The organism is Streptomyces nigrescens, from assembly GCF_027626975.1.
Taxonomy (GTDB): Bacteria; Actinomycetota; Actinomycetes; order Streptomycetales; family Streptomycetaceae; genus Streptomyces; species Streptomyces nigrescens.
In genome coordinates this window covers 3,452,401-3,473,358 of record NZ_CP114203.1, presented here as the reverse complement: position 1 = coordinate 3,473,358, position 20,958 = coordinate 3,452,401, and the positions used below count along the sequence as shown (strand labels likewise).

At 69.8% G+C, this 20,958-nt stretch carries 15 protein-coding genes; 8 read left to right on the top strand and 7 right to left on the bottom strand.

Annotation, left to right across the window (positions count from 1 at the left end; translation table 11 throughout):
• Window positions 1-58: 58 nt before the first annotated feature.
• Window positions 59-2,623, top strand: a complete 2,565-nt coding sequence (locus tag STRNI_RS15500; protein ID WP_109892395.1) for a SpoIIE family protein phosphatase — start codon at window positions 59-61, stop codon at window positions 2,621-2,623.
• Between the two features lie 72 nt (window positions 2,624-2,695).
• Here STRNI_RS15500 and STRNI_RS15495 read toward each other — a convergent pair whose 3' ends face one another.
• The 4 genes from STRNI_RS15495 to STRNI_RS15480 form a co-directional block, all read right to left on the bottom strand.
• The gene (locus STRNI_RS15495; RefSeq protein ID WP_277411404.1) at window positions 2,696-3,493 is read right to left on the bottom strand and encodes a succinate dehydrogenase/fumarate reductase iron-sulfur subunit; all 798 of its coding nucleotides are present in this window, start codon (window positions 3,491-3,493) and stop codon (window positions 2,696-2,698) included.
• Entirely contained in the window at window positions 3,490-5,466 is a 1,977-nt protein-coding gene (locus STRNI_RS15490) for a fumarate reductase/succinate dehydrogenase flavoprotein subunit (protein WP_159486340.1), read from the bottom strand. Before STRNI_RS15490 ends, STRNI_RS15495 begins: the two co-directional genes overlap by 4 nt.
• A 34-nt stretch (window positions 5,467-5,500) precedes the next feature.
• Window positions 5,501-6,328: a hypothetical protein gene (locus tag STRNI_RS15485; RefSeq protein ID WP_026169585.1), complete on the bottom strand. Its 828-nt coding sequence runs from the start codon at window positions 6,326-6,328 to the stop codon at window positions 5,501-5,503.
• A 115-nt stretch (window positions 6,329-6,443) separates the two neighbouring features.
• A complete protein-coding gene (locus STRNI_RS15480; RefSeq protein WP_274737968.1) occupies window positions 6,444-6,743 on the bottom strand; it encodes a hypothetical protein in 300 nt (99 codons plus the stop codon).
• A 405-nt stretch (window positions 6,744-7,148) separates the two neighbouring features.
• On the opposite strand from STRNI_RS15480, the gene STRNI_RS15475 reads away from it, so the two are divergent.
• The 7 genes from STRNI_RS15475 to STRNI_RS15445 all read left to right on the top strand — a co-directional run bounded on the left by STRNI_RS15475 (window position 7,149) and on the right by STRNI_RS15445 (window position 17,546).
• Window positions 7,149-9,557, top strand: coding sequence for an ABC transporter family substrate-binding protein (locus tag STRNI_RS15475; RefSeq protein ID WP_277411403.1), 2,409 nt, complete (start codon window positions 7,149-7,151; stop codon window positions 9,555-9,557).
• A gap of 184 nt (window positions 9,558-9,741) precedes the next feature.
• Entirely contained in the window at window positions 9,742-11,646 is a 1,905-nt protein-coding gene (gene typA / locus STRNI_RS15470; protein WP_018089377.1) for a translational GTPase TypA, read from the top strand.
• Between the two features lie 249 nt (window positions 11,647-11,895).
• Window positions 11,896-13,515 carry a peptide ABC transporter substrate-binding protein gene (locus STRNI_RS15465; protein WP_266439303.1) on the top strand — a complete coding sequence of 540 codons (1,620 nt, stop codon included), beginning with the start codon at window positions 11,896-11,898 and terminating at the stop codon, window positions 13,513-13,515.
• A 40-nt stretch (window positions 13,516-13,555) separates the two neighbouring features.
• Window positions 13,556-14,479: an ABC transporter permease gene (locus tag STRNI_RS15460; protein ID WP_018089379.1), complete on the top strand. Its 924-nt coding sequence runs from the start codon at window positions 13,556-13,558 to the stop codon at window positions 14,477-14,479.
• Window positions 14,472-15,464: an ABC transporter permease gene (locus STRNI_RS15455; protein ID WP_026169588.1), complete on the top strand. Its 993-nt coding sequence runs from the start codon at window positions 14,472-14,474 to the stop codon at window positions 15,462-15,464. Before STRNI_RS15460 ends, STRNI_RS15455 begins: the two co-directional genes overlap by 8 nt.
• A gap of 11 nt (window positions 15,465-15,475) precedes the next feature.
• The gene (locus STRNI_RS15450) at window positions 15,476-16,495 is read left to right on the top strand and encodes an ABC transporter ATP-binding protein (RefSeq protein WP_159486334.1); all 1,020 of its coding nucleotides are present in this window, start codon (window positions 15,476-15,478) and stop codon (window positions 16,493-16,495) included.
• On the top strand, window positions 16,482-17,546 hold the full coding sequence (locus tag STRNI_RS15445) for an ABC transporter ATP-binding protein (protein WP_277411402.1): 1,065 nt from the start codon (window positions 16,482-16,484) through the stop codon (window positions 17,544-17,546). The genes STRNI_RS15450 and STRNI_RS15445 overlap by 14 nt, the downstream gene beginning before the upstream one ends.
• A 115-nt stretch (window positions 17,547-17,661) precedes the next feature.
• Here STRNI_RS15445 and STRNI_RS15440 read toward each other — a convergent pair whose 3' ends face one another.
• From STRNI_RS15440 to STRNI_RS15430, 3 genes are read right to left on the bottom strand one after another with little or no spacing between them, the layout of a single operon-like run.
• A complete protein-coding gene (locus STRNI_RS15440; protein WP_018089384.1) occupies window positions 17,662-18,801 on the bottom strand; it encodes an ABC transporter ATP-binding protein in 1,140 nt (379 codons plus the stop codon).
• A 12-nt stretch (window positions 18,802-18,813) separates the two neighbouring features.
• Window positions 18,814-19,875, bottom strand: a complete 1,062-nt coding sequence (locus STRNI_RS15435; RefSeq protein ID WP_018089385.1) for an ABC transporter ATP-binding protein — start codon at window positions 19,873-19,875, stop codon at window positions 18,814-18,816.
• Between the two features lie 10 nt (window positions 19,876-19,885).
• The gene (locus STRNI_RS15430; RefSeq protein WP_093637632.1) at window positions 19,886-20,857 is read right to left on the bottom strand and encodes an ABC transporter permease; all 972 of its coding nucleotides are present in this window, start codon (window positions 20,855-20,857) and stop codon (window positions 19,886-19,888) included.
• Between the last annotated feature and the right edge of the window lie 101 nt (window positions 20,858-20,958).

Here is a 20,958-nt window from a genome sequence, read left to right as displayed (position 1 = left end):
GGACAGCCCGGGTGACCCAGGTGGCCGTCCGCACGTGCGCGATCTGCAAGGTCCGCCCGTGTGGCAGAGCAGCCGGCCCGGATCGATCTATGACTACATCCGCGTGGCCTCCTTCTCGCTCGGCCCCGACGGGCGGATCGAGCAGTGGAGCGAGCGGGCGGAGCAGATGCTCGGCATCCCCGCCCGTTACGCGCTCGGCAAGGACCCCGTGGAGGCTTTCGTCCCACGGGAGTTGCGCGAGACCGGGCACCGCAAGGTGTCCGAGATACTCGACGGCCGGGAGTGGACCGGCCTGGTGCCCTACCGCAGGGAAACGAGCGGCGCGGCCGACGGGCTCGCCGAGATCTATGTGATGCCCTCGCGCAACGAGGACGGGGAGCGCGCCGCGGTCTGTCTGGTCGTCGATGTCCGGGCGCTGCGCGGCATCGAAACCGACCTCGCCGCCTCGCAGGCCGTTTTCGGTCAATCTCCCATGGGTTTCACCCTGTTCGGCACGGACCTGAAGCTGCTGCGGGTCAACGAACGGTTCGCCTCGGTCTTCGGCGGCCCCGCGAGCAAGTACCGCGGCTGCGGCCCGCACGACTTCCTCCCGCGGTCCGAGGCCGAGCGGATGACCGCCGCGCTGCGCCGCGTCCTGGAGACCGGTGAGCCGGTCGCCGAGATGCAGCTGGTCGGGCTGGCGTCCGGCGACGAGGACCGCCGCCGCTGGTCGGTGTCGCTCTACCGGCTGCACGGCGCCAGCGGCCGCCCCATCGGTGTCGCGGCGCTCGCCGCCGATGTGACCGGCCGGCGCCGGGCCGAGCGCGAGGCCGCCAACGCCCGCCGTAACCTCGCCCTGCTCAACGAGGCCGGCGCCCGGATAGGCAACTCCCTCGATCTGGAGACCACCGCCCGCACCCTGCTGGACGTCGCCGTACCGCAGTTCTGCGATCTGGCCTCGGTGGACCTCTACCAGGGCCTGCTGTCCGGTGACGAGGCCCCGCCCGGGATGAGCGACGGCAGCGCCGAGCTGCGCCGGGTCGCCTTCGCCAGCGCCGTCTCGGACGCCCCGCTCGCCACCACCCCCGGTGTCCTCGGCGACACGCCGGGCCCGGTCGCGGTCGGCGCCGTCCACCGCTACCCCTTCAACTCCCCCTGCGCGGGCGCCCTGCGGACCGCCCATGCGCAGATCATCCCGGGCCGGGAGAGCGACGACGGGCCGGAGCTGGGCGCGGTGGTGCACTCCACCCTCGCCGTCCCGATGGTCGCCAGGGACACGGTCGTCGGGCTGGTGCAGTTCTCCCGTACGAAGGGCAGTGAGCCGTTCGGTGAGCGTGACACCGCGCTCGCCGTCGAACTGGCCGCGCGCGCCGCGGTCTGTATCGACAACGCCCGCCTCTACCGCCGGGAGCACGAACGCGCGCTGATATTGCAGCGCAGTCTGCTGCCGCCCGGCGACCCGGAGGCGGCCGGCCTGGACATCGCCTGCCGCTATCTGCCCGGCACCACCGCCACCGAGGTCGGCGGCGACTGGTTCGATGTCATCGAACTCCCCGGCCACCGCACGGCCTTGGTCGTCGGCGACGTCATGGGGCGCGGGCTGCGCGCCGCCGTGGCCATGGGCGAACTGCGCACCGCCGTCCGCACGTTGGCGCTGCTGGACCTGGAACCGGCCGAGGTGCTCTCGGCGCTGGACGAGATCGCCCGCGGGCTCGGTGGCGACGGCGACGGCAGGTCCACCGCCCGGTCCGCCCGCGGCCGGTCCGGAACCGCCGACGGCACGCCCGAGACGAACCGCTCCGCCCGTACCGCCGATCTCTCCGAGGTCTACCTCGCCACCTGCGTCTACGCCGTCTACGACCCGGTCACCCGGCGCTGTACGTTCGCCAACGCCGGGCATCTGCCGCCGGTGCTGGTCGAGGACGGGGAGGACGCACTGCTGCTCGACGTCCCCCCGGGGATGCCGCTGGGGGTCGGCGGGGAGCCGTTCGAGGAGATCGAGGTCGAGCTGCCGGACGGCGCGCTGCTCGCGCTGTACACCGACGGTCTGGTGGAGTCCCGCCACCATCCGCTGGACGAGGGGCTGCGGGCGTTCCGTACGGCCCTCTCCGGCGCCGACCGCCCGTTGGAGGACGCCTGCGACCACGTCCTGAACGCCCTGGACACCTCGCACGGCGAGGACGACATCGCGCTGCTGATGGCGCGGGTGCACGGGCTGCCCAAGGACGCGGTGGGCGACTGGAGTCTGGCACCGGAGGCGCGTTCGGTGGCCCGCGCCCGTGAACTGGCCCGCGACCAGCTCACGGACTGGGGCCTGCAGGACCTGGTCGACACCACCGAGCTGCTGGTCAGCGAGCTGGTGACCAATGCGCTGCGGCACGGCCACGGCGAGATCCGGCTGCGTCTGCTGCTGGACCGCTCGCTGGTCTGCGAGGTCTGGGACGCCGATCTCGCCCAGCCGCGCCGCCGCCGCGCCCGCGACACCGACGAGGGCGGCCGCGGACTCCAGCTGGTCGGTCTGCTCAGCGAGGGGTGGGGCAGCCGCCGTACCCCGCGCGGCAAGACCGTGTGGTTCGAACTCGCGCTGCCCGACGGGGAGTCGGCGGCGGTGGATCCGGCCGAGGCCCTGCTGAGCCTGTTCTGAGACGCGGAGGGGCGGCCGTGGGGCGCCGCGGGGGCCGGGTGTGGCACCGGCCCCGCGCGGGCGCCCGTCAGATCACTCGCTCCGCCGCCGGATCTTGTTCCCGAGCCACACCAGCGGGTCGTACTTACGGTCCGCGGCGCGCTCCTTGAGCGGGATCAGCGCATTGTCGGTGATCTTGATGTGCTCGGGGCAGACCTCGGTGCAGCACTTGGTGATGTTGCAGTAGCCCAGGCCGTGTTCGTCCTGGGCGGTGGTCTTGCGGTCGACACCCGACTCCGGCGCCGCGTCCAGCGGGTGCATATCGAGCTCGGCGATCCGCATCAGGAAGCGCGGACCGGCGAACGCGGCCTTGTTCTCCTCGTGGTCGCGCACCACATGGCAGGTGTCCTGGCACAGGAAGCACTCGATGCACTTACGGAACTCCTGCGAGCGGCCGACGTCCTCCTGCTGCATGCGGTACTCACCGGGCCCCAGATCCGGGGGCGGTACGAACGACGGGATCTCGCGGGCCTTGCTGTAGTTGAAGGACACATCGGTGACCAGGTCACGGACGACCGGGAAGGCCCGCATCGGGGTGACCGTGATCGTCTCCGTACGGTCGAAGACCGACATCCGGGTCATACACAGCAGCCGCGGCCGCCCGTTGATCTCCGCGCTGCACGAACCGCACTTGCCCGCCTTGCAGTTCCAGCGCACGGCGAGATCGGGCGCCTGGGTCGCCTGGAGGCGGTGGATGATGTCCAGCACCACCTCGCCCTCGTGCACCTCTACCGTGAAATCCGCCAGGTCACCGGCGTCCGCGTCGCCCCGCCACACCCGGAAGTGCGCCTGGTAGGTCCCGGACTGCTGCTCTGTCTGCGCCTGGCTCACCGGCTCAGCTCCTCGTCGGTCAGATACTTCGCCAGCTCGTCCTTCTCGAACAGTTCCAGCAGATCGCGGCGGATCGGCGGGGTCTCGCGGCGGGAGAGTCGGATCTGGCCCAGCGCCGGGTCCGCCGCCCGTGAATCGCCCTGCGGATCGGCGAGTTCACAGACCAGATTGATCTTGCGCCAGTGCCGGTCCATCGCCGGATGGTCGTCGCGGGTGTGCCCGCCCCGGCTCTCCTCGCGCTCCAGCGCCGCCCGGGCCACACACTCGCTGACCAGCAGCATGTTCCGCAGGTCGAGCGACAGATGCCAGCCCGGGTTGTACTGCCGGTGCCCCTCGACACCGGCCCGCCGGGCCCGTACCCGCAGATCGGCCAGCCGCTTGAGCGCCTCGAACATCTCGCTCTCCTTGCGGATGATGCCGACCAGGTCGTTCATCGCCTGCTGGAGCTCCTGGTGCAGGGCGTACGGATTCTCCGCCGGGACCCGGTCGCCGCCCGCCGCCTCCCCGGTGTCCTCGGTGTCCTCGGCGCTGAACGGGCGCAGCGCCTCCGCCTCCGCCGCGTCGATCTGCAGCGGATCGGGCGCCGGCCGCTCGGCCAGCGACGCCGCGTACTCGGCCGCGTGCAGCCCCGCCCGGCGGCCGAAGACCAGCAGGTCGGAGAGGGAGTTGCCGCCCAGCCGGTTGGAGCCGTGCATCCCGCCGGCCACCTCGCCGGCCGCGAACAGGCCCGGTACGCCGTGCGCCGCCGCGGTGTCGGGGTCCACATCCACCCCGCCCATCACGTAGTGACAGGTCGGGCCGACCTCCATCGGCTCGGCGGTGATGTCCACATCCGCCAGCTCCTTGAACTGGTGGTGCATCGACGGCAGCCGGCGGATGATGACCTCGGCCGGCATCCGGGTGGAGACATCCAGATAGACGCCGCCGTGCGGGGAGCCGCGCCCGGCCTTGACCTCGGAGTTGATGGCGCGGGCGACCTCGTCACGGGGCAGCAGCTCGGGCGGGCGGCGGTTGCTCTCCGGATCCTCGTACCAGCGGTCGCCCTCCTCCTCGGTCTCCGCGTACTTCTCCTTGAAGACGTCCGGGACGTAGTCGAACATGAAGCGCTTGCCGTCGCTGTTGCGCAGCACCCCGCCGTCGCCGCGGACGGATTCGGTGACGAGGATGCCCTTCACCGACGGCGGCCAGACCATGCCGGTGGGGTGGAACTGCACGAACTCCATGTTGATCAGCGGAGCCCCGGCCAGCAGGGCCAGCGCATGGCCGTCGCCGGTGTACTCCCAGGAGTTCGAGGTCACCTTGAAGGACTTGCCGATACCGCCGGTGGCCAGCACCACCGCGGGCGCCTCCAGCACGAAGAAGCGGCCGGACTCCCGCTCGTAGCAGAAGGCGCCGGACACCCGGCCGGACCCCGCGGCGGAGCCGCTTTTCGACTCTGTGAGGACGCGGGTGACCGTGCACTCCTGGAAGACCTTCAACCGGGCGTCGTACGCGCCGAATTCCTTCTCGTCCTCCTGCTGCAGCGAGACGATCTTCTGCTGGAGGGTGCGGATCAGCTCCAGGCCCGTACGGTCGCCGACATGGGCGAGGCGCGGGTACTCATGGCCGCCGAAGTTGCGCTGGGAGATCCGGCCGTCCGCGGTGCGGTCGAAGAGCGCGCCCCAGGTCTCCAGCTCCCACACCCGGTCGGGCGCCTCCCGGGCGTGCAGCTCGGCCATCCGCCACTGGTTGAGGAACTTGCCGCCGCGCATGGTGTCCCGGAAGTGGACCTGCCAGTTGTCATGCTCGTTGGCGTTGCCCATGCTGGCCGCGATACCGCCCTCGGCCATCACCGTATGGGCCTTGCCGAACAGGGACTTGCAGATCACGGCCGTCCGCATACCGGCTTCGCGGGCCTCGATCGCGGCCCGCAGTCCGGCGCCGCCGGCGCCCACCACGACCACGTCCCATGCCTGCCGGTCCACATGCGCCATCAGAGGGCACACCTTTCCTTAGGAGATGCTGTCGTCAGAAGAAGCGCGGGTCCTCGAACGCCCCGCTGGCCAGCAGGAAGACATAGAAGTCCGCGACGGCCACGCTGATCAGCGAGGACCAGGCGAGCAGCATGTGCCGCTCGTTGAGCTTGCCGACCCAGCCCCACATCCGGTAGCGCACCGGGTGCTTGGAGAAGTGCCGCAGCCGGCCACCGACGATGTGCCGGCAGGAGTGGCAGGAGAGGGTGTACGCCCAGATCAGCACGATGTTGACGAGGAACACCAGGGTGCCCAGGCCCATGTGGCCCCAGGCGTAGTTCTCGTCACGGAAGGTCAGTGCGGTGTCGTAGGTCAGTACGCCGGCGACCAGGATCGCGAAGTAGAAGAAGTAGCGGTGGATGTTCTGCAGGATCAGCGGGAAGCGGGTCTCACCGGTGTACTTCTTGTGCGGCTCGGCGACCGCGCAGGCCGGGGGCGAGGCCCAGAAGCCGCGGTAGTAGGCCTTGCGGTAGTAGTAGCAGGTCAGCCGGAATCCCAGCGGGAAGATCAGGATCAGCAGGGCGGGGGACAGGCCCCACCAGCTGCCGAAGATCTCCCAGTTGGGGCCGCCGCGCATGGTGTGGCAGTTCTCCGCCAGACACGGCGAGTAGAACGGTGAGACATAGGGCGCGGCGTAGTAGTCGGCGTTCGCGAACGCCCGCCAGGTCGAGTAGACGATGAACGCGAGCAGCCCGGCGGCGGTGCAGGCCGGCGCCAGCCACCAGCGGTCGGTGCGCAGATGACGGGCGGGGATGGCGGCGCGCGAGGAGGCGTGCACGCCGGTTGCGCCCGCTTGCGATGAGGGTTCGGTGCCAGTGGCCAACGTCGGTCTCCGTGAAAGGCGCTCCGGCCGGATACTTTCCGCCGGGACGGCAACGGGGTAGGGGAATGAGTGGGGCGAAGCCACCCCCTAGGGGGCCTCCACCAGGGGTTTTCCCCTAGGGCGCGTGGCCGTTCCTGCAGCCGAGGCCCTCGTCCTGGGCGTCGGTCCACAGCGCGGAGTTGTAGGGGGCGTCGGAGATCGGCACCATCTCGACTTCGGGCGTGCTCCGGTGGACGGGAGGACTGGCCGCGACGCTCTGCTTCAGCAGGGTGAGGCTCTCGCGCAGATGGTCGGTGTCCGTACGGACCCGGCGGATGTCCAGGCCGGCGCCGATCTGCGTCTCCAGTTTTCCCACCGACCGGACCAGGTCGTCCAGGCTGCGCTCAACCGCCGTCATAGCGTCCTGAAGGGACATAACGTGCCCTCACTTTTGAAGGTGTGGTGGGCGATCTCATGCGCCCGAGAGTGTCGCGCGTCACAGTAGGCGTTGGGAAGGGGTCCAGCGTGATTACGACTCGAACCGGTGCGTTTCGGCAACCATGCGCCCCGGCGTAGGTCGAACGCTGATCCGAAAGAGGGCGGGACGGCGGGCCGCCCGCACTCCCGTGGACCCCGCCGTGACCGCCCCGGGGGCCCGGGTGTTGGGCCGGGCGGGTGGCCTTGGCGCGGTGGCCGCCGTGTCGGGCTTCCGGTCCGGGCACGGTCGCTTTCAGTAGGGGTGCCATAGATGTGATGAGCCGCAAAGTCGGCCGAACGTGGTGCGCCGGTCAGGCCCCAGGCGGTGCTCGGCGCGGCGCGGGCGAGCCCGGAGGGAACCGTCATGACCGACCACGACCACCCCGCAGGCCGCCGCGCGGTGTGCCACAGACGCCGCTGTGCCGCGCTCATCGCGGCGGGGGTGCTGCTCCCGCTGCCGGCCCTGGCCGGATGCAGCGAAGACGCCCGGGAGGCGTCCGTCGCGGCGTCCCAGGACATCGCCCCGGCACCCCGCAGCGCGCTGAAGAACGGCGGCACCCTGCGCTGGGCCGTCGATGCGATGCCCGGCACCCTCAACGCCTTCCAGTCCGACGCCGACGCGACCACCGCGCGGATCGCCGGCGCGGTGCTGCCCAGCATGTTCACCATCGACGCGAGCGGCAGACCGCAGCGCAACGCCGACTACCTCGACGCCGCGGACATCAGCACCCGTGACCCCAAGCAGGTCGTCACGTACAAGATCAACCCCAAGGCGCGGTGGAGCAACGGCACGGCGGTCACCGCCGCCGACTTCATCGCCCAGTGGACCGCGCTGCGCGGCAAGGACAACGCCTACTGGACGGCCCGCAACGCCGGCTACGACCGGATCGGCAAGGTCGAGCAGGGCGCGAACGCCCACGAGGTCAAGGTCACCTTCGCCCGCCCCTACGCGGACTGGCGGTCCCTGTTCACACCGCTCTACCCCAAGAGCGTCATGGGCAGCCCCAATGCCTTCAACGAGGGCGCACGCGAGCAGCTCAAGGTCGGCGCCGGCCCGTTCCTCGTCCAGAAGCGGGACACCGAGGAGGGCCGCGTCATCCTCGTCCGCAACGCGAGGTGGTGGGGCGAGCCCGCCAAGCTCAAGCGGATCGTGCTGCAGTCCCTGCCCGGCGACAAGCGGGCCGCGGCGCTGGCCGAGGGGAGCGTCGATGTCGCCGCGGTCGACCAGATCGCCGCGAAGCGGGTCGCCTCCGCGCGGCGCCCGGCCTCCTCCGGCTCGCCCAGGACGCCCGCCGAGGGCAACGCGGGCCCGCAGAGCAACGGGAACCGGGCCGGCGCCAAGGCCGCCGCCGCGGAGAACTCCGTACTGCGCGGCTACACCATCCGCAAGGCGCTGGAGCCCGCCTATACCCAGCTCGCCCTCAACGGCAGCAGCGGGCCGCTGGCCGACGACCGGGTGCGCCGGGCGGTGGCCCGGGCCCTCGACCGGCAGGCGCTCGCTGACACCGTCCTCAAGCCGCTCGACCTGCCGTCCAAGCCGCTCGGCAGCCATCTGCTGATGGCCGGGCAGTACGGCTACGCGGACCACAGCGACGCCCTCGGCGAGCAGGACGCCGGGGCGGCCAAGGCGCTGCTCGCGGACGCCGGCTGGAAGAGCGACGGCGCCGACCACCAGCAGGCCGGCGAGAAGGCGGGCGCACCGGCGCCCGACGGATACCCGGACGAGGACGGCGACGAGCCGTCGGACGAGCGGTACGCCGGTGACCGGTACGACGAGTCCGATGAGTCCGATGAGTCCGACGAGTCCGATGAGGACAGGCCGGGCGGCGACTCCGACGACCGCAACCCCGCCCGCGCCGGCCGCGGCCACGCCGGTGCGCCGGGCCGGGGCGACCGTCCCGCCGCCGCCGAGGCCCCGCTGTCCTTCACCGGGGCGGTCGGCTCGGAGGTCCAGCAGTCCGCCCTGCTGCGGCAGAGCGCCTCGTTCTACAAGCAGGCGGCCGCCAGTGAGAAGGCCGACGCGGACGGCGACACCGGGTCCGCGGCGTACGCCAAGTACAAGCGGTACAAGATGCGGGCCGCGGAGGCGCTCGGCGCCGCCGAGCTGATCGAGACCGGACAGGGCCCGCAGCTGCCGGGGTCCGGCGGGCACCCGGGTGCCCGGCACGCCGCCGTCGAGCGGGCCGCCGACGCGGCGGCCGCACCGCGGCCCGCCGACGGCAAGACGTCCCGGATCGCCGCCGTGAAGAAGAACGGCAAGCCGCTCACCCTGCGCTTCGTGCTCCCCGACGGCGCCGGCTCCGAGCAGCTGCGCACCGTCGGACGGCGGATCGCCTCGATGCTCGGCAAGATCGGCGTGCAGACGTCCCTGCAGCGGGTCTCCGACGCCAGCTACTTCCAGGACCACATCGCCGGCGGTGACTACGACCTGGCGCTGTACTCCTGGCCCGGCACCGCCTACCCGGCGACCGACGCCCGGCCGATCTACGCCAAGCCGCAGCCCGCGCCCGACGGCTCGCTGACCGTCGAGCAGAACTACACCCGGGTCGGCACCGACCACATCGACCAGCTCTTCGACCAGGCCGCCTCCGAGCTGGACGAGGGCGCCGCGCACACGCTGGTGGCGCAGGCCGACGCCCGGATCTGGGCGGCCGCCGGGTCGATCCCGCTCTACCAGCGGCCCGAGCTGGTGGCCACGAAGAAGTCGCTGGCCAACGTCGGCGCCTTCGGCTTCGCCACGCCCCGCTTCCAGGACATCGGCTACCAGAAGTAGGGGTGGAGTCCGGGCGAATAAATGGTGAGAAACTGCAGGTCATAGCGCATATGTACGGGCCGCGGCGGCCATTGCTGCCGCGGCCCCGTACGATGGGGTGAGGCCGTGGCTTCGTTATGCCCGGCGGGCGCGCGTACCGAATGGACGCGTCGCCACCCACGATTCCGGGAGAAGCGCCGCCAGTATGCCCACCCGTCACGACATTCGTAACGTAGCCATCGTCGCCCACGTCGACCACGGGAAGACCACCCTCGTCGACGGCATGCTCAAGCAGGCCGGCTCGTTCGCCGAACACGCCGCTGAGAAGCTCGACGACCGGATGATGGACTCCAACGACCTGGAGCGTGAGAAGGGCATCACGATCCTCGCCAAGAACACGGCGGTGAAGTATCACCCCAAGGATGGCGGGGACCCGGTCACGATCAACATCATCGACACCCCCGGCCACGCCGACTTCGGTGGCGAGGTCGAGCGCGGTCTGTCGATGGTCGACGCGGTCGTCCTGCTGGTCGACGCCTCCGAGGGCCCGCTGCCGCAGACCCGCTTCGTGCTCCGCAAGGCGCTCGCGGCGCGGATGCCGGTCATCCTCTGCATCAACAAGACCGACCGCCCCGACTCCCGGATCGACGAGGTCGTCAACGAGACCTACGACCTGTTCCTGGACCTGGACGCGGACGAGGACCAGATCGAGTTCCCGATCGTCTACGCCTGCGCCCGTGACGGTGTGGCCTCGCTGACCAAGCCGGAGGACGGCACCGTCCCGGCCGACAGCACCAACCTGGAGCCGTTCTTCACCACGCTCCTGGAGTCGGTCCCCGCCCCGCAGTACGACGCGGAGGCCCCGCTCCAGGCCCACGTCACCAACCTGGACGCGGACAACTTCCTCGGCCGTATCGCGCTGCTCCGGGTCGAGCAGGGCGAGCTGCGCAAGGGCCAGAACGTCGCGTGGATCAAGCGGGACGGCACCATCGCCAACGTCCGCATCACCGAGCTGATGATGACCGAGGCGCTCACCCGCAAGCCCGCCGAGGTGGCCGGCCCGGGCGACATCTGCGCGGTCGCCGGTATCCCCGACATCATGATCGGCGAGACGCTGGCCGACCCGGAGAACCCGGTCGCGCTGCCGCTGATCACCGTCGACGAGCCGGCGATCTCCATGACCATCGGTACCAACACCTCGCCGCTGGTCGGCCGGGGCGGCACCGGTAAGGGCGCGGACGCCAAGGCCGCGGTCAAGGACCGCAAGGTCACCGCCCGCCAGGTCAAGGACCGCCTGGAGCGCGAGCTGATCGGTAACGTCTCGCTGCGCGTCCTGGAGACCGAGCGTCCCGACGCCTGGGAGGTGCAGGGCCGCGGTGAGCTGGCGCTGGCCATCCTGGTCGAGCAGATGCGCCGCGAGGGCTTCGAGATGACCATCGGCAAGCCGCAGGTGGTCACCAAGGAGGTCGACGGCAAGACGTACGAGCCCGTCGAGCGCATGACCATCGACGTGCCCGAGGAGCACATGGGCGCCGTCACCCAGCTCATGGGTGTCCGCAAGGGCCGGATGGACAACATGTCCAACCACGGCTCCGGCTGGGTCCGCATGGAGTTCGTCGTCCCGTCGCGTGGTCTGATCGGCTTCCGTACGGAGTTCCTGACCAACACCCGCGGCACCGGTATCGCGCACTCGATCCACGAGGGTCACGAGCCGTGGTTCGGCCAGCTCACCACCCGTAACAACGGCTCCCTGGTCGCCGACCGCTCCGGTGCCGTCACCGCCTTCGCGATGACGAACCTCCAGGAGCGCGGTGTGCTCTTCACCGAGCCCGGCACCGAGGTGTACGAGGGCATGATCGTCGGCGAGAACTCCCGCGCCGACGACATGGACGTGAACATCACCAAGGAGAAGAAGCTCACCAACATGCGCTCCTCCTCGGCCGACTCGTTCGAGGCGATCGTGCCGCCGCGCAAGCTGTCGCTGGAGCAGTCCCTGGAGTTCTGCCGCGACGACGAGTGCGTCGAGGTGACCCCGGAGGCCGTGCGCATCCGCAAGGTCGTCCTGGACCAGAAGGAGCGCGGCCGCACCGCGTCGCGCGCCAAGCGGTAACGACTGCCGCCGGTACTCCGGCCTGAAGTGATGGGGCGCCCCTCCGCGTGAGGGGCGCCCCTTCGCTGTCCGGGGGCCGCTCCGCGACGACGTTGTCTGTGTCCCCGGGCGCCCCCTCTTGGTCCCCACTCGGGCATCCGAGGGGTTTCTCCCGTCTTCGGAGCAGTGGCGCACGCCGCCGAAGTGCGGTACCTCCCGCTTTGCGATCTTATGTGGCCCTGGGCACGATCCCGTACCTGAGGAGCCGTCATGCGGAGAGCCACGTGTGCGCAGTGGGGCGCATGCGCCGTCGCCGTCGCCCTCGTGGCCACGGGGTGCGGGGGCGGGAGCGGGGCGAGCCGTTCCGGGGTGGTCAGCGCCTCCTGGGGGGATCCGCAGAATCCGCTGGAGCCGGCGAACACCAATGAGGTCCAGGGCGGCAAGGTCCTGGAAATGCTGTTCCGGGGGCTCAAGCGCTACAACCCGAAGACGGGCGCCGCGGAGAATGTGATCGCGGACCGGATCGAGACGAAGGACTCGCAGAATTTCACGGTGACCTTGAAGGGCGGCTGGACCTTCAGCAACGGAGAGAAGGTCACTGCCAAGTCCTTCGTGGATGCCTGGAATTACGGCGCACTGCTGAGCAACAAGCAGAAGAACGCACCCTTCTTCCAGTACATCGACGGCTTTGCGCAGGTGCATCCGGACGGGGGGAGCCCGCAGGCCAAAACCCTGTCGGGGCTGGTGGTGAAGGACGACAGGACCTTTACCGTCAAGCTCAACCAGAAGTTCTCCAGCTGGCCGGACACGCTGGGCTATTCGGCCTTCATGCCGCTGCCGCAGGCATTCTTCCGGGATCACGACGCCTGGATCCGGAAGCCGGTCGGGAACGGCCCGTACACCGTGGACTCCTACGAAAAGGGGTCGGTGCTGCGGATGCGGAAGTGGGGCGCCTATCCGGGGAACGATCCGGCGCGTAACGGCGGTATCGATCTGCGGGTCTATACGGACAACAACACCGCCTATACCGATCTGCAGGCGGGCAACCTCGACCTGGTCGATGATGTGCCGGCCGCACAGCTCAAGAATGTGCAGGCGGATCTGGGCGGCCGCTACATCAATCAGCCGGCCGGGATCATCCAGACCCTCACCTTTCCCATGTACGACAAACGGTGGTCGCGGCCGGGTACGGACAAAGTGCGCCGCGGCCTGTCGATGGCGATCGACCGGGACCAGATCACCCGGGAGATCTTCCGGAAGACCCGGACGCCCGCCACGGACTGGACCTCGCCGGTGCTGGGGAAGGAGGGGGGCTACAAGGCCGGGCTGTGCGGCGAGGCCTGTGAGTTCAACCCGGCGAAGGCAAAGCAGCTGATCAAGGAGGGCGGCGGACTCCCCGGCGGCAGGATCGCCCTCACCTACAACGCCGATACGGGCTCCCACAAGGACTGGATCGACGCCCTCTGCAACAGCATCAACAAGTCGCTGGGGGACGACCAGGCGTGCGTCGGGGACCCGGTCGGCACCTTCGCCGACTTCCGGAACAAGATCACGGCCAAGCGGATGAGCGGGCCCTTCCGGGCCGGCTGGCAGATGGACTATCCACTGATCCAGAACTTTCTGCAGCCGCTGTATTACACCAACGCCTCTTCCAACGACGGCAAGTTCAGCAATGCCTCCTTCGACAAGCTGGTGAACGAGGCGAACGCGGACACCGACCCGCAGAAGGCCGTCCGGACCTTCCAGGACGCGGAGAAGATCCTCGCCAGCCAGATGCCGGCCATTCCGCTCTGGTACCAGAACGGCAGCGGCGGCTATTCGGACCGGATCAGCAATGTCTCACTGAATCCGTTCAGCGTGCCGGTCTACAACGAGATCAAGGTCAACTGACCGTGCCAACTGGCCGTCGGGCGAGGGAGGTCGGTGCTTCATGGGCCGCTATGTGATCCGGCGGCTGCTCCAGATGATCCCGGTGTTCATCGGCAGCACCTTCCTCATCTTCTTCATGGTGTACGCACTCGGCGACCCCGTGGCCGCGATGTTCGGCGAACGGGCACCCGACCCCGCCACCGCCGCGCAGATCCGCCGCGACCTCTACCTCGATGAGCCGCTGTGGAAGCAGTATCTGCACTACATGGGGCAGATCTTCCAGGGGAATTTCGGCACCGCGTTCAACGGCCAGTCGGTCACCGAGCTGATGGCCTCCGCCTTTCCCGTCACGCTGCGGCTGACCCTCGTCGCCATCGTGATCGAGATGGTGGTGGGCATTGTGCTGGGGGTGTTCAGCGGGCTGCGGCGCGGCCGGGACATCGACACCACGGTGCTGGTGCTCACCCTCGTCGTGGTGTCCATCCCGACCTTCGTCAGCGGTTATCTGCTGCAGTTCGTGTTCGGGGTGCAGTGGGCCTGGGCCGCGCCGTCCGTCGCGCCCGAGGCGCCGCTGAACGAACTCCTGCTGCCGGGGCTGGTGCTGGCGCTGGTCTCGCTCGCCTATGTGACCCGGCTGACCCGGACCTCGATCGCGGAGAACGCCCGCGCCGACTACGTCCGTACGGCGCTCGCCAAGGGCCTGCCCCGGCACCGCGTCATCACCCGCCATCTGCTGCGCAATTCGCTGATCCCGGTCGTCACCTTCATCGGCACGGACATCGGCGCCCTGATGGGCGGCGCGATCGTCACCGAGCGCATCTTCAACATCCACGGCGTCGGATACCAGCTCTACCAGGGCATCCTGCGGCAGAACTCGCCGACCGTCGTGGGCTTCGTGACGATCCTGGTGCTGGTGTTCCTCCTCGCGAACCTCCTCGTCGACCTGCTGTACGCCGTCCTCGACCCGAGGATCCGCTATGCCTGAGCCCTATGTCCCCAAGGAAGCCATGGGCCACGGCGACGGCGGGTCCGCCGCGCTGGCCATCGGCGAGGCGGAGTCACTGGAACGGCGGCCCGGTGCGGCCCCGCCCGGCGCCGGACCGCCCGGCGGGGTCCCCGCCGGCAAACCGCGCAGCCTGTGGAGCGACGCCTGGCACGACCTGCTCCGCAACCCCGTCTTCGTGATCTCCGCGCTGGTCATCGTCTTCCTGGTGATCATCGCGATCTGGCCGCAGCTGATCGCCACCGGCAACCCCTACCGCGCCGACCTCGCCAAGGCCCAGCAGGGCTCCCAGCCCGGCCACCCCTTCGGCTTCGACACCCAGGGCCGGGACGTCTACACCCGCGTCGTCTACGGCGCCCGTGCCTCCATCACCGTCGGCGTCTGCGCCACGACCGGCGCGGCGCTGCTCGGCAGCCTGCTGGGCGGACTGGCCGGGTTCTTCGGCGGCTGGGGCGACACCCTGCTCTCCCGGCTCGCCGACATCTTCTTCGGCATCCCGGTGATCCTCGGCGGTCTGGTCTTCCTCTCCATGGTCACCGGCACCACGGTCTGGCCGGTGGTCGGCTTCATCGTGCTGCTCGGCTGGCCGCAGGTCTCCCGTATTGCCCGCGGCTCCGTCGTCACCGCCAAACAGAACGACTACGTCCAGGCCGCGCGGGCGCTGGGCGCGGGCAACGGACGGCTGCTGCTGCGCCATATCGCGCCGAACGCCGTCGCGCCGGTCATCGTCGTCGCCACCATCGCGCTCGGCACCTTCATCGCGCTGGAGGCGACGCTCTCGTACCTGGGCGCGGGTCTGAAGCCGCCCACCATCTCCTGGGGCATCGACATCTCCACGGCCTCCACCTACATCCGCAGCGCGCCGCACATGCTGCTGTGGCCCGCGGGAGCGCTGAGCATCACGGTGCTGGCGTTCATCCTGCTCGGCGACGCGGTGCGCGACGCCCTCGACCCCAAGCTGCGCTGAGGAGCGGGAAGATGACGAACGAGGACGCAGGGTCCACGGGCGCCGGTACGGCCCTGCTCGACGTGCGGGACCTGCGGGTGGAGTTCCGTACCCGGGACGGCGTGGCCAAGGCCGTCAACGGCGTCAGCTACCGCGTGGCGCCCGGTCAGACGCTGGCGGTGCTCGGCGAGTCGGGCTCCGGCAAGTCCGTCACCGCCCAGGCCGTGATGGGCATCCTCGACTCGCCGCCGGGGTTCGTCACCGGCGGCGAGATCGTCTTCCAGGGGCGCGATCTGCTCACCCTGCGCAAGGACGAACGGCGCAGGGTCCGCGGCGCGAAGATGGCGATGATCTTCCAGGACGCGCTGTCCGCGCTGAACCCGGTCCTCAGCGTCGGCGCCCAGCTCGGGGAGATGTTCGAGGTCCACGAGGGGATGTCCCGTAAGGACGCCCGCGGCAGAGCGGTGGAGCTGATGGAGCGGGTCGGTATCCCCGCGGCCAGGGAGCGGGTGGGCGACTATCCGCACCAGTTCTCCGGCGGGATGCGCCAGCGCATCATGATCGCGATGGCGCTGGCCCTCGGCCCGGACCTGATCATCGCGGACGAGCCGACCACGGCGCTGGACGTCACCGTGCAGGCGCAGGTGATGGATCTGCTGGCCGAGCTCCAGCGCGAGCTGACCATGGGGCTGATCCTGATCACCCATGACCTGGGCGTGGTCGCGGACGTCGCCGACACGATCGCGGTGATGTACGCCGGCCGGATCGTCGAGACCGCCCCCGTCCACCAGCTCTACCGGGCGCCCGCCCACCCGTACACCCGCGGGCTGCTGGACTCCATCCCACGGCTCGACCGCAAGGGCCGGCGGCTGTACGCGATCAAGGGCTTGCCGCCCAGCCTGACGGCCATTCCGCCCGGCTGCCCCTTCCACCCGCGCTGTCCGCTGGCCCAGGACATCTGCCGCACCGATCCGCCACCGCTGTACGAGGCCGGACCCGGCCGGGCCAGCGCCTGCCACTTCTGGAAGGAGACCCTCGATGGCGCACGGTGACGGCGGCGGCCGGGCGACCGGAGCGGGGACCCCGATCCTGGAGGTCCGCGACCTCGTCAAACACTTCCCGCTCACCCGGGGGGTGCTCTTCAGGAAGCAGATCGGGGCGGTCAAGGCCGTCGACGGGGTGTCCTTCGACCTCCACCAGGGCGAGACGCTCGGCATCGTCGGTGAATCGGGCTGCGGCAAGTCCACCGTCGCCAAGCTGCTGGTGGGCCTCGAACGGCCGACGGCCGGTCAGATCCGTTACCGGGGCGAGGACATCAGCACCCTCTCCGCCCGCGCCCTGAAGGCCGTACGGCGCAACATCCAGATGGTGTTCCAGGACCCCTACACCTCCCTGAACCCCCGGATGACCGTCGGCGACATCATCGGCGAGCCCTACGAGATCCACCCCGAGGTGGCCCCCAAGGGAGACCGCCGCCAGAAGGTCCAGGAACTCCTGGAAGTGGTCGGGCTCAACCCGGAGTTCATCCACCGCTATCCGCACCAGTTCTCCGGCGGCCAGCGCCAGCGCATCGGTATCGCCCGCGGTCTGGCGCTGCGCCCGGAGATCATCGTGGCCGATGAGCCGGTCTCCGCGCTGGATGTCTCCGTGCAGGCCCAAGTGGTCAATCTGCTGGAGCAGTTGCAGCAGGAGTTCGAGCTGTCGTACGTCTTCATCGCGCACGATCTGTCCGTCGTACGGCACATCTCCGACCGCATCGCGGTGATGTATCTGGGCCGGCTGGCCGAGACCGGTACCGACGAGCAGATCTACGAGCACCCCACGCACCCGTACACCCAGGCCCTGCTGTCCGCCGTGCCGGTCCCCGACCCGGAGGCCCGCACCCGTCGTGACCGCATCCTGCTGGCGGGCGATGTGCCCTCCCCCGCGAACCCGCCCTCCGGCTGCCGCTTCCGCACCCGCTGCTGGAAGGCCCGGCAGCTGTGCACCGACGTCGTACCGCCCCTGGACGTGCCCAGGGAGTTCCGGGAGACGTCGGGTCCGGCCGGGCATGCCTCGGCCTGTCATTTCGCGGAGGAGCGGCACGTGGTGCCGAGCGAGTAGCCGTACGGGGCGGGCGGTCGGGCCACCGGCGCGGCAGCCGCGGGCACATACGCCGGAGCCCGCCTCCCGTAGGGGAAGCGGGCTCCGGCTCCGCGCGATGGCGGTACACCCAGGGCTACTCGGTCTTGCCGGTGTCCTCGGCCTCCGCGGCCTCCTCGATCGCGGCCAGCGCCGGGTCGAGGATGATGTCCTCGCCGCGGGCCGCGGTCGTCGGCTCCTCGGGGAAGTGGCAGGCGGTGAGGTGGCCGGCCTCGTTCCCGCCGATCCGTACGAGCGGCGGCTCCTCGGTGGCGCACTTGTCCTGCGCCTTCCAGCACCGCGTACGGAACCGGCAGCCGGAGGGCGGGTTGACGGGGGAGGGGACGTCACCGGCGAGGCGGATGCGCTCGCGGTCCTCCTCCTCGCTCTCCACCAGCTTGGCCTCCGGCACCGCCGAGAGCAGCGCATGGGTGTACGGGTGGCGCGGCCGGTGGTAGATCTCGTCGCGGGTCCCCACCTCGACGATCTTGCCGAGGTACATCACCGCGACCCGCTCGCTGAAGTGCCGCACGATCGCCAGGTCGTGGGCGATGAACAGGAACGCGATGCCCAGCTCACGCTGGAGCTTCTGGAGCAGGTTGACGACCTGCGCCTGGATGGAGACATCGAGCGCGGAGACCGGCTCGTCCGCGACGATCAGCTTCGGTTCCAGGGCGAGCGCGCGGGCCACGCCGATGCGCTGCCGCTGACCGCCGGAGAACTCGTGCGGGAAGCGGTTGTAGTGCTCCGGGTTGAGACCCACGGTCTCCAGGAGCTCACGGATCCGCTTCTCCCGGCCACCGGGCGGGTTGATCCCGTTGATCTCCATCGGGCCGCCGATGATGGTGCCGACCGTCTGCCGCGGGTTCAGCGAGGCATACGGGTCCTGGAAGATCATCTGGATCTCGGAACGGATCGGCGCCAGTTCCTTGCGGCCCGCGCGGGTGATGTCCTTGCCCGCGTAGGTGATCTTGCCGGAGGTCGGCTCCATGAGCCGGGTGAGCAGCCGGCCGGTGGTGGACTTGCCGCAGCCCGACTCACCGACCAGACCGAAGCTCTCGCCGGCGTGCACGGTCAGGTCGACGCCGTCGACCGCCTGGACCGCGCCGACCTTCCGCTTGAACGGGAAGCCGCCGTGGATCGGGAAGTGCTTGGTGAGTCCCTCGGCGGTGAGCAGCGGCTCGCCCGGGGCGGGCGCGGCGTCACGGGGCGCCGGGAGGGTGACGTTCTCTGCCATGGTGATAGCTCCCTAGCCCAGCCGGGGCTTGATCTGCTCGGTGAAGAGGGTCTGCTTCTGCTCGGCGCTCAGATGGCACGCGGCCGCGCGCCCCAGCTCCAGCAGCGGGCGCTCGTCGGTGCAGCGGGCACCGCCGACCTCGCCGGTGAAGCCGCAGCGCGGGTGGAAGCCGCAGCCGGACGGCGGGGTGAGCAGGCTCGGCGGCGCCCCGGGGATCGGGTGCAGCTCCTCGTGGACGTCCGAGGACAGCCGGGGCATCGAGCTCAGCAGGCCCCAGGTGTACGGGTGCTGGGGCTGGGTGAGGATCTCCTTGACGGAGCCCCGCTCCACGGCGCGGCCCGCGTACATCACCAGCAGGTCGTCCGCGGTGTTGGCGACCACACCGAGGTCGTGGGTGATCAGGATGATGGCGGAGCCGAACTCCTGCTGCAGGTCCTTGAGGAGGTCGAGGATCTGCGCCTGGACGGTGACGTCCAGGGCGGTGGTCGGCTCGTCGGCGATCAGCAGCTCGGGGTTGCAGACCAGCGACATGGCGATCATCGCGCGCTGGCGCATACCGCCGGAGAACTGGTGCGGATAGTCGTCCACCCGCAGATTCGGCTGCGGGATACCGACCTTGGTCAGCATCTCGATGGCGCGCTGTCGGCCCTCGCGCTTGCTGGCGCCGGTGTGCTTGATGAACGGCTCCGCGATCTGCCGGCCGACCGTGTAGTACGGCGACAGGGCGGTCAGCGCGTCCTGGAAGATCATGGCCATCTTGTTGCCGCGGAGCTTCTCCAGGGTCTTCTCCCTGGCCCCGGTCAACTCCTGGCCCTCCAGCGTGATCTCGCCGGAGAGCTCGGTGTTCTTGGGGTTGTGCAGCCCCAGGATGGCGAGGTTGGTGACGGACTTGCCGGATCCCGATTCGCCGACGATGCCGAGCGTCTGCCCGCGTTCCAGGTCGAAGGAGAGGCCGTCGACCGCCTTGACGATGCCGTCCTCGGTGGAGAACCGCACATGCAGGTCGCGGACGGAGAGGAAGGGGTCCGATCCGGTCGGGACCGGCGTGTCCTCGGTCTTGGTGAGTGTGGTCACTTGGGCTCTCCTAGGACAGGCGCACGCGCGGGTCGATGAGGGCGTACGTCGCATCCACGATGATGTTGAACACCAGGATCAGGGCGGCGCTGAAGATCAGCACGCCCAGGATCATGGGGAGATCGAGGGTGATGACGGAGTTGATCGCCAGCCGGCCCAGACCGGCCAGCGAGAAGGTGTACTCGGTGATCATGGCGCCGCCGAACAGCGAGCTCAGGTCGATGCCGAGGATCGTGACGATCGGGATCAGCGAGCCGCGCCAGGCGTAGCGCATGAAGACGTAGCGCGCCGGCATGCCCTTGGCCTTGGCCGTGCGGACATGCTCCTCCTGGAGCTGCTCGATCATCGTCGAGCGCGCCATACGGGTGTACTGGGCGGTGAAGATCGTCGACATCACCAGCCACGGCAGCAGCAGGCCCATGAACCAGCCGCCCGGATTGCTGGTGAGCTCCACGTACTTGGGCGAGGCCATGATGCCGCTGTAGACGAAGATGCCGAGGACGATCGGCCCCAGGATGTAGATCTGCACCGAGCTGAGCACCATGGAGGCCCCGGTGACCGTCTTGTCCAGCAGCGAGCCCTTCTTCCAGGCGGCCAGCAGACCGGCACCCAGGCCGATCACCAGGAAGGCGACCGCGCCGCCGACGGCCAGCGATGCCGTGGTGGGCAGCCGGTCCATCATCGTCGTCCAGACGTCCTGCTTGGTGGCGAAGGAGTAGCCGAAGCAGGGGGCGTCGCAGTGCCCGATGGTGTAGTCGCGGCCCGTGAAGATGCCGGCGAGGAAGTCCCAGTACTGCGTCGGCAGGGGCTTGTCGAGGCCGAGGTTGTGATGGATCAGGGCGACGTTGTCGGCGGTGCAGTTCTTGCCGCACGCCATCATGGCCGGGTCGCCCGTGGAGAAGAACACGAAGAACGTGAAGGCGCTCAACAGGAGAAGGATGACGACCGCGCCGAAAATCCGGCGGAATAGGAAGGGAAGCATGGCAGTTCGCTGCTCTCAGGACGGCGGCGGCTGTGGGGAGTGACGGAGTGGCGGGGAAGGCCCCGGAGAGCGCGCGCTCCGCCGTGCCGCGCGCTCTCCGG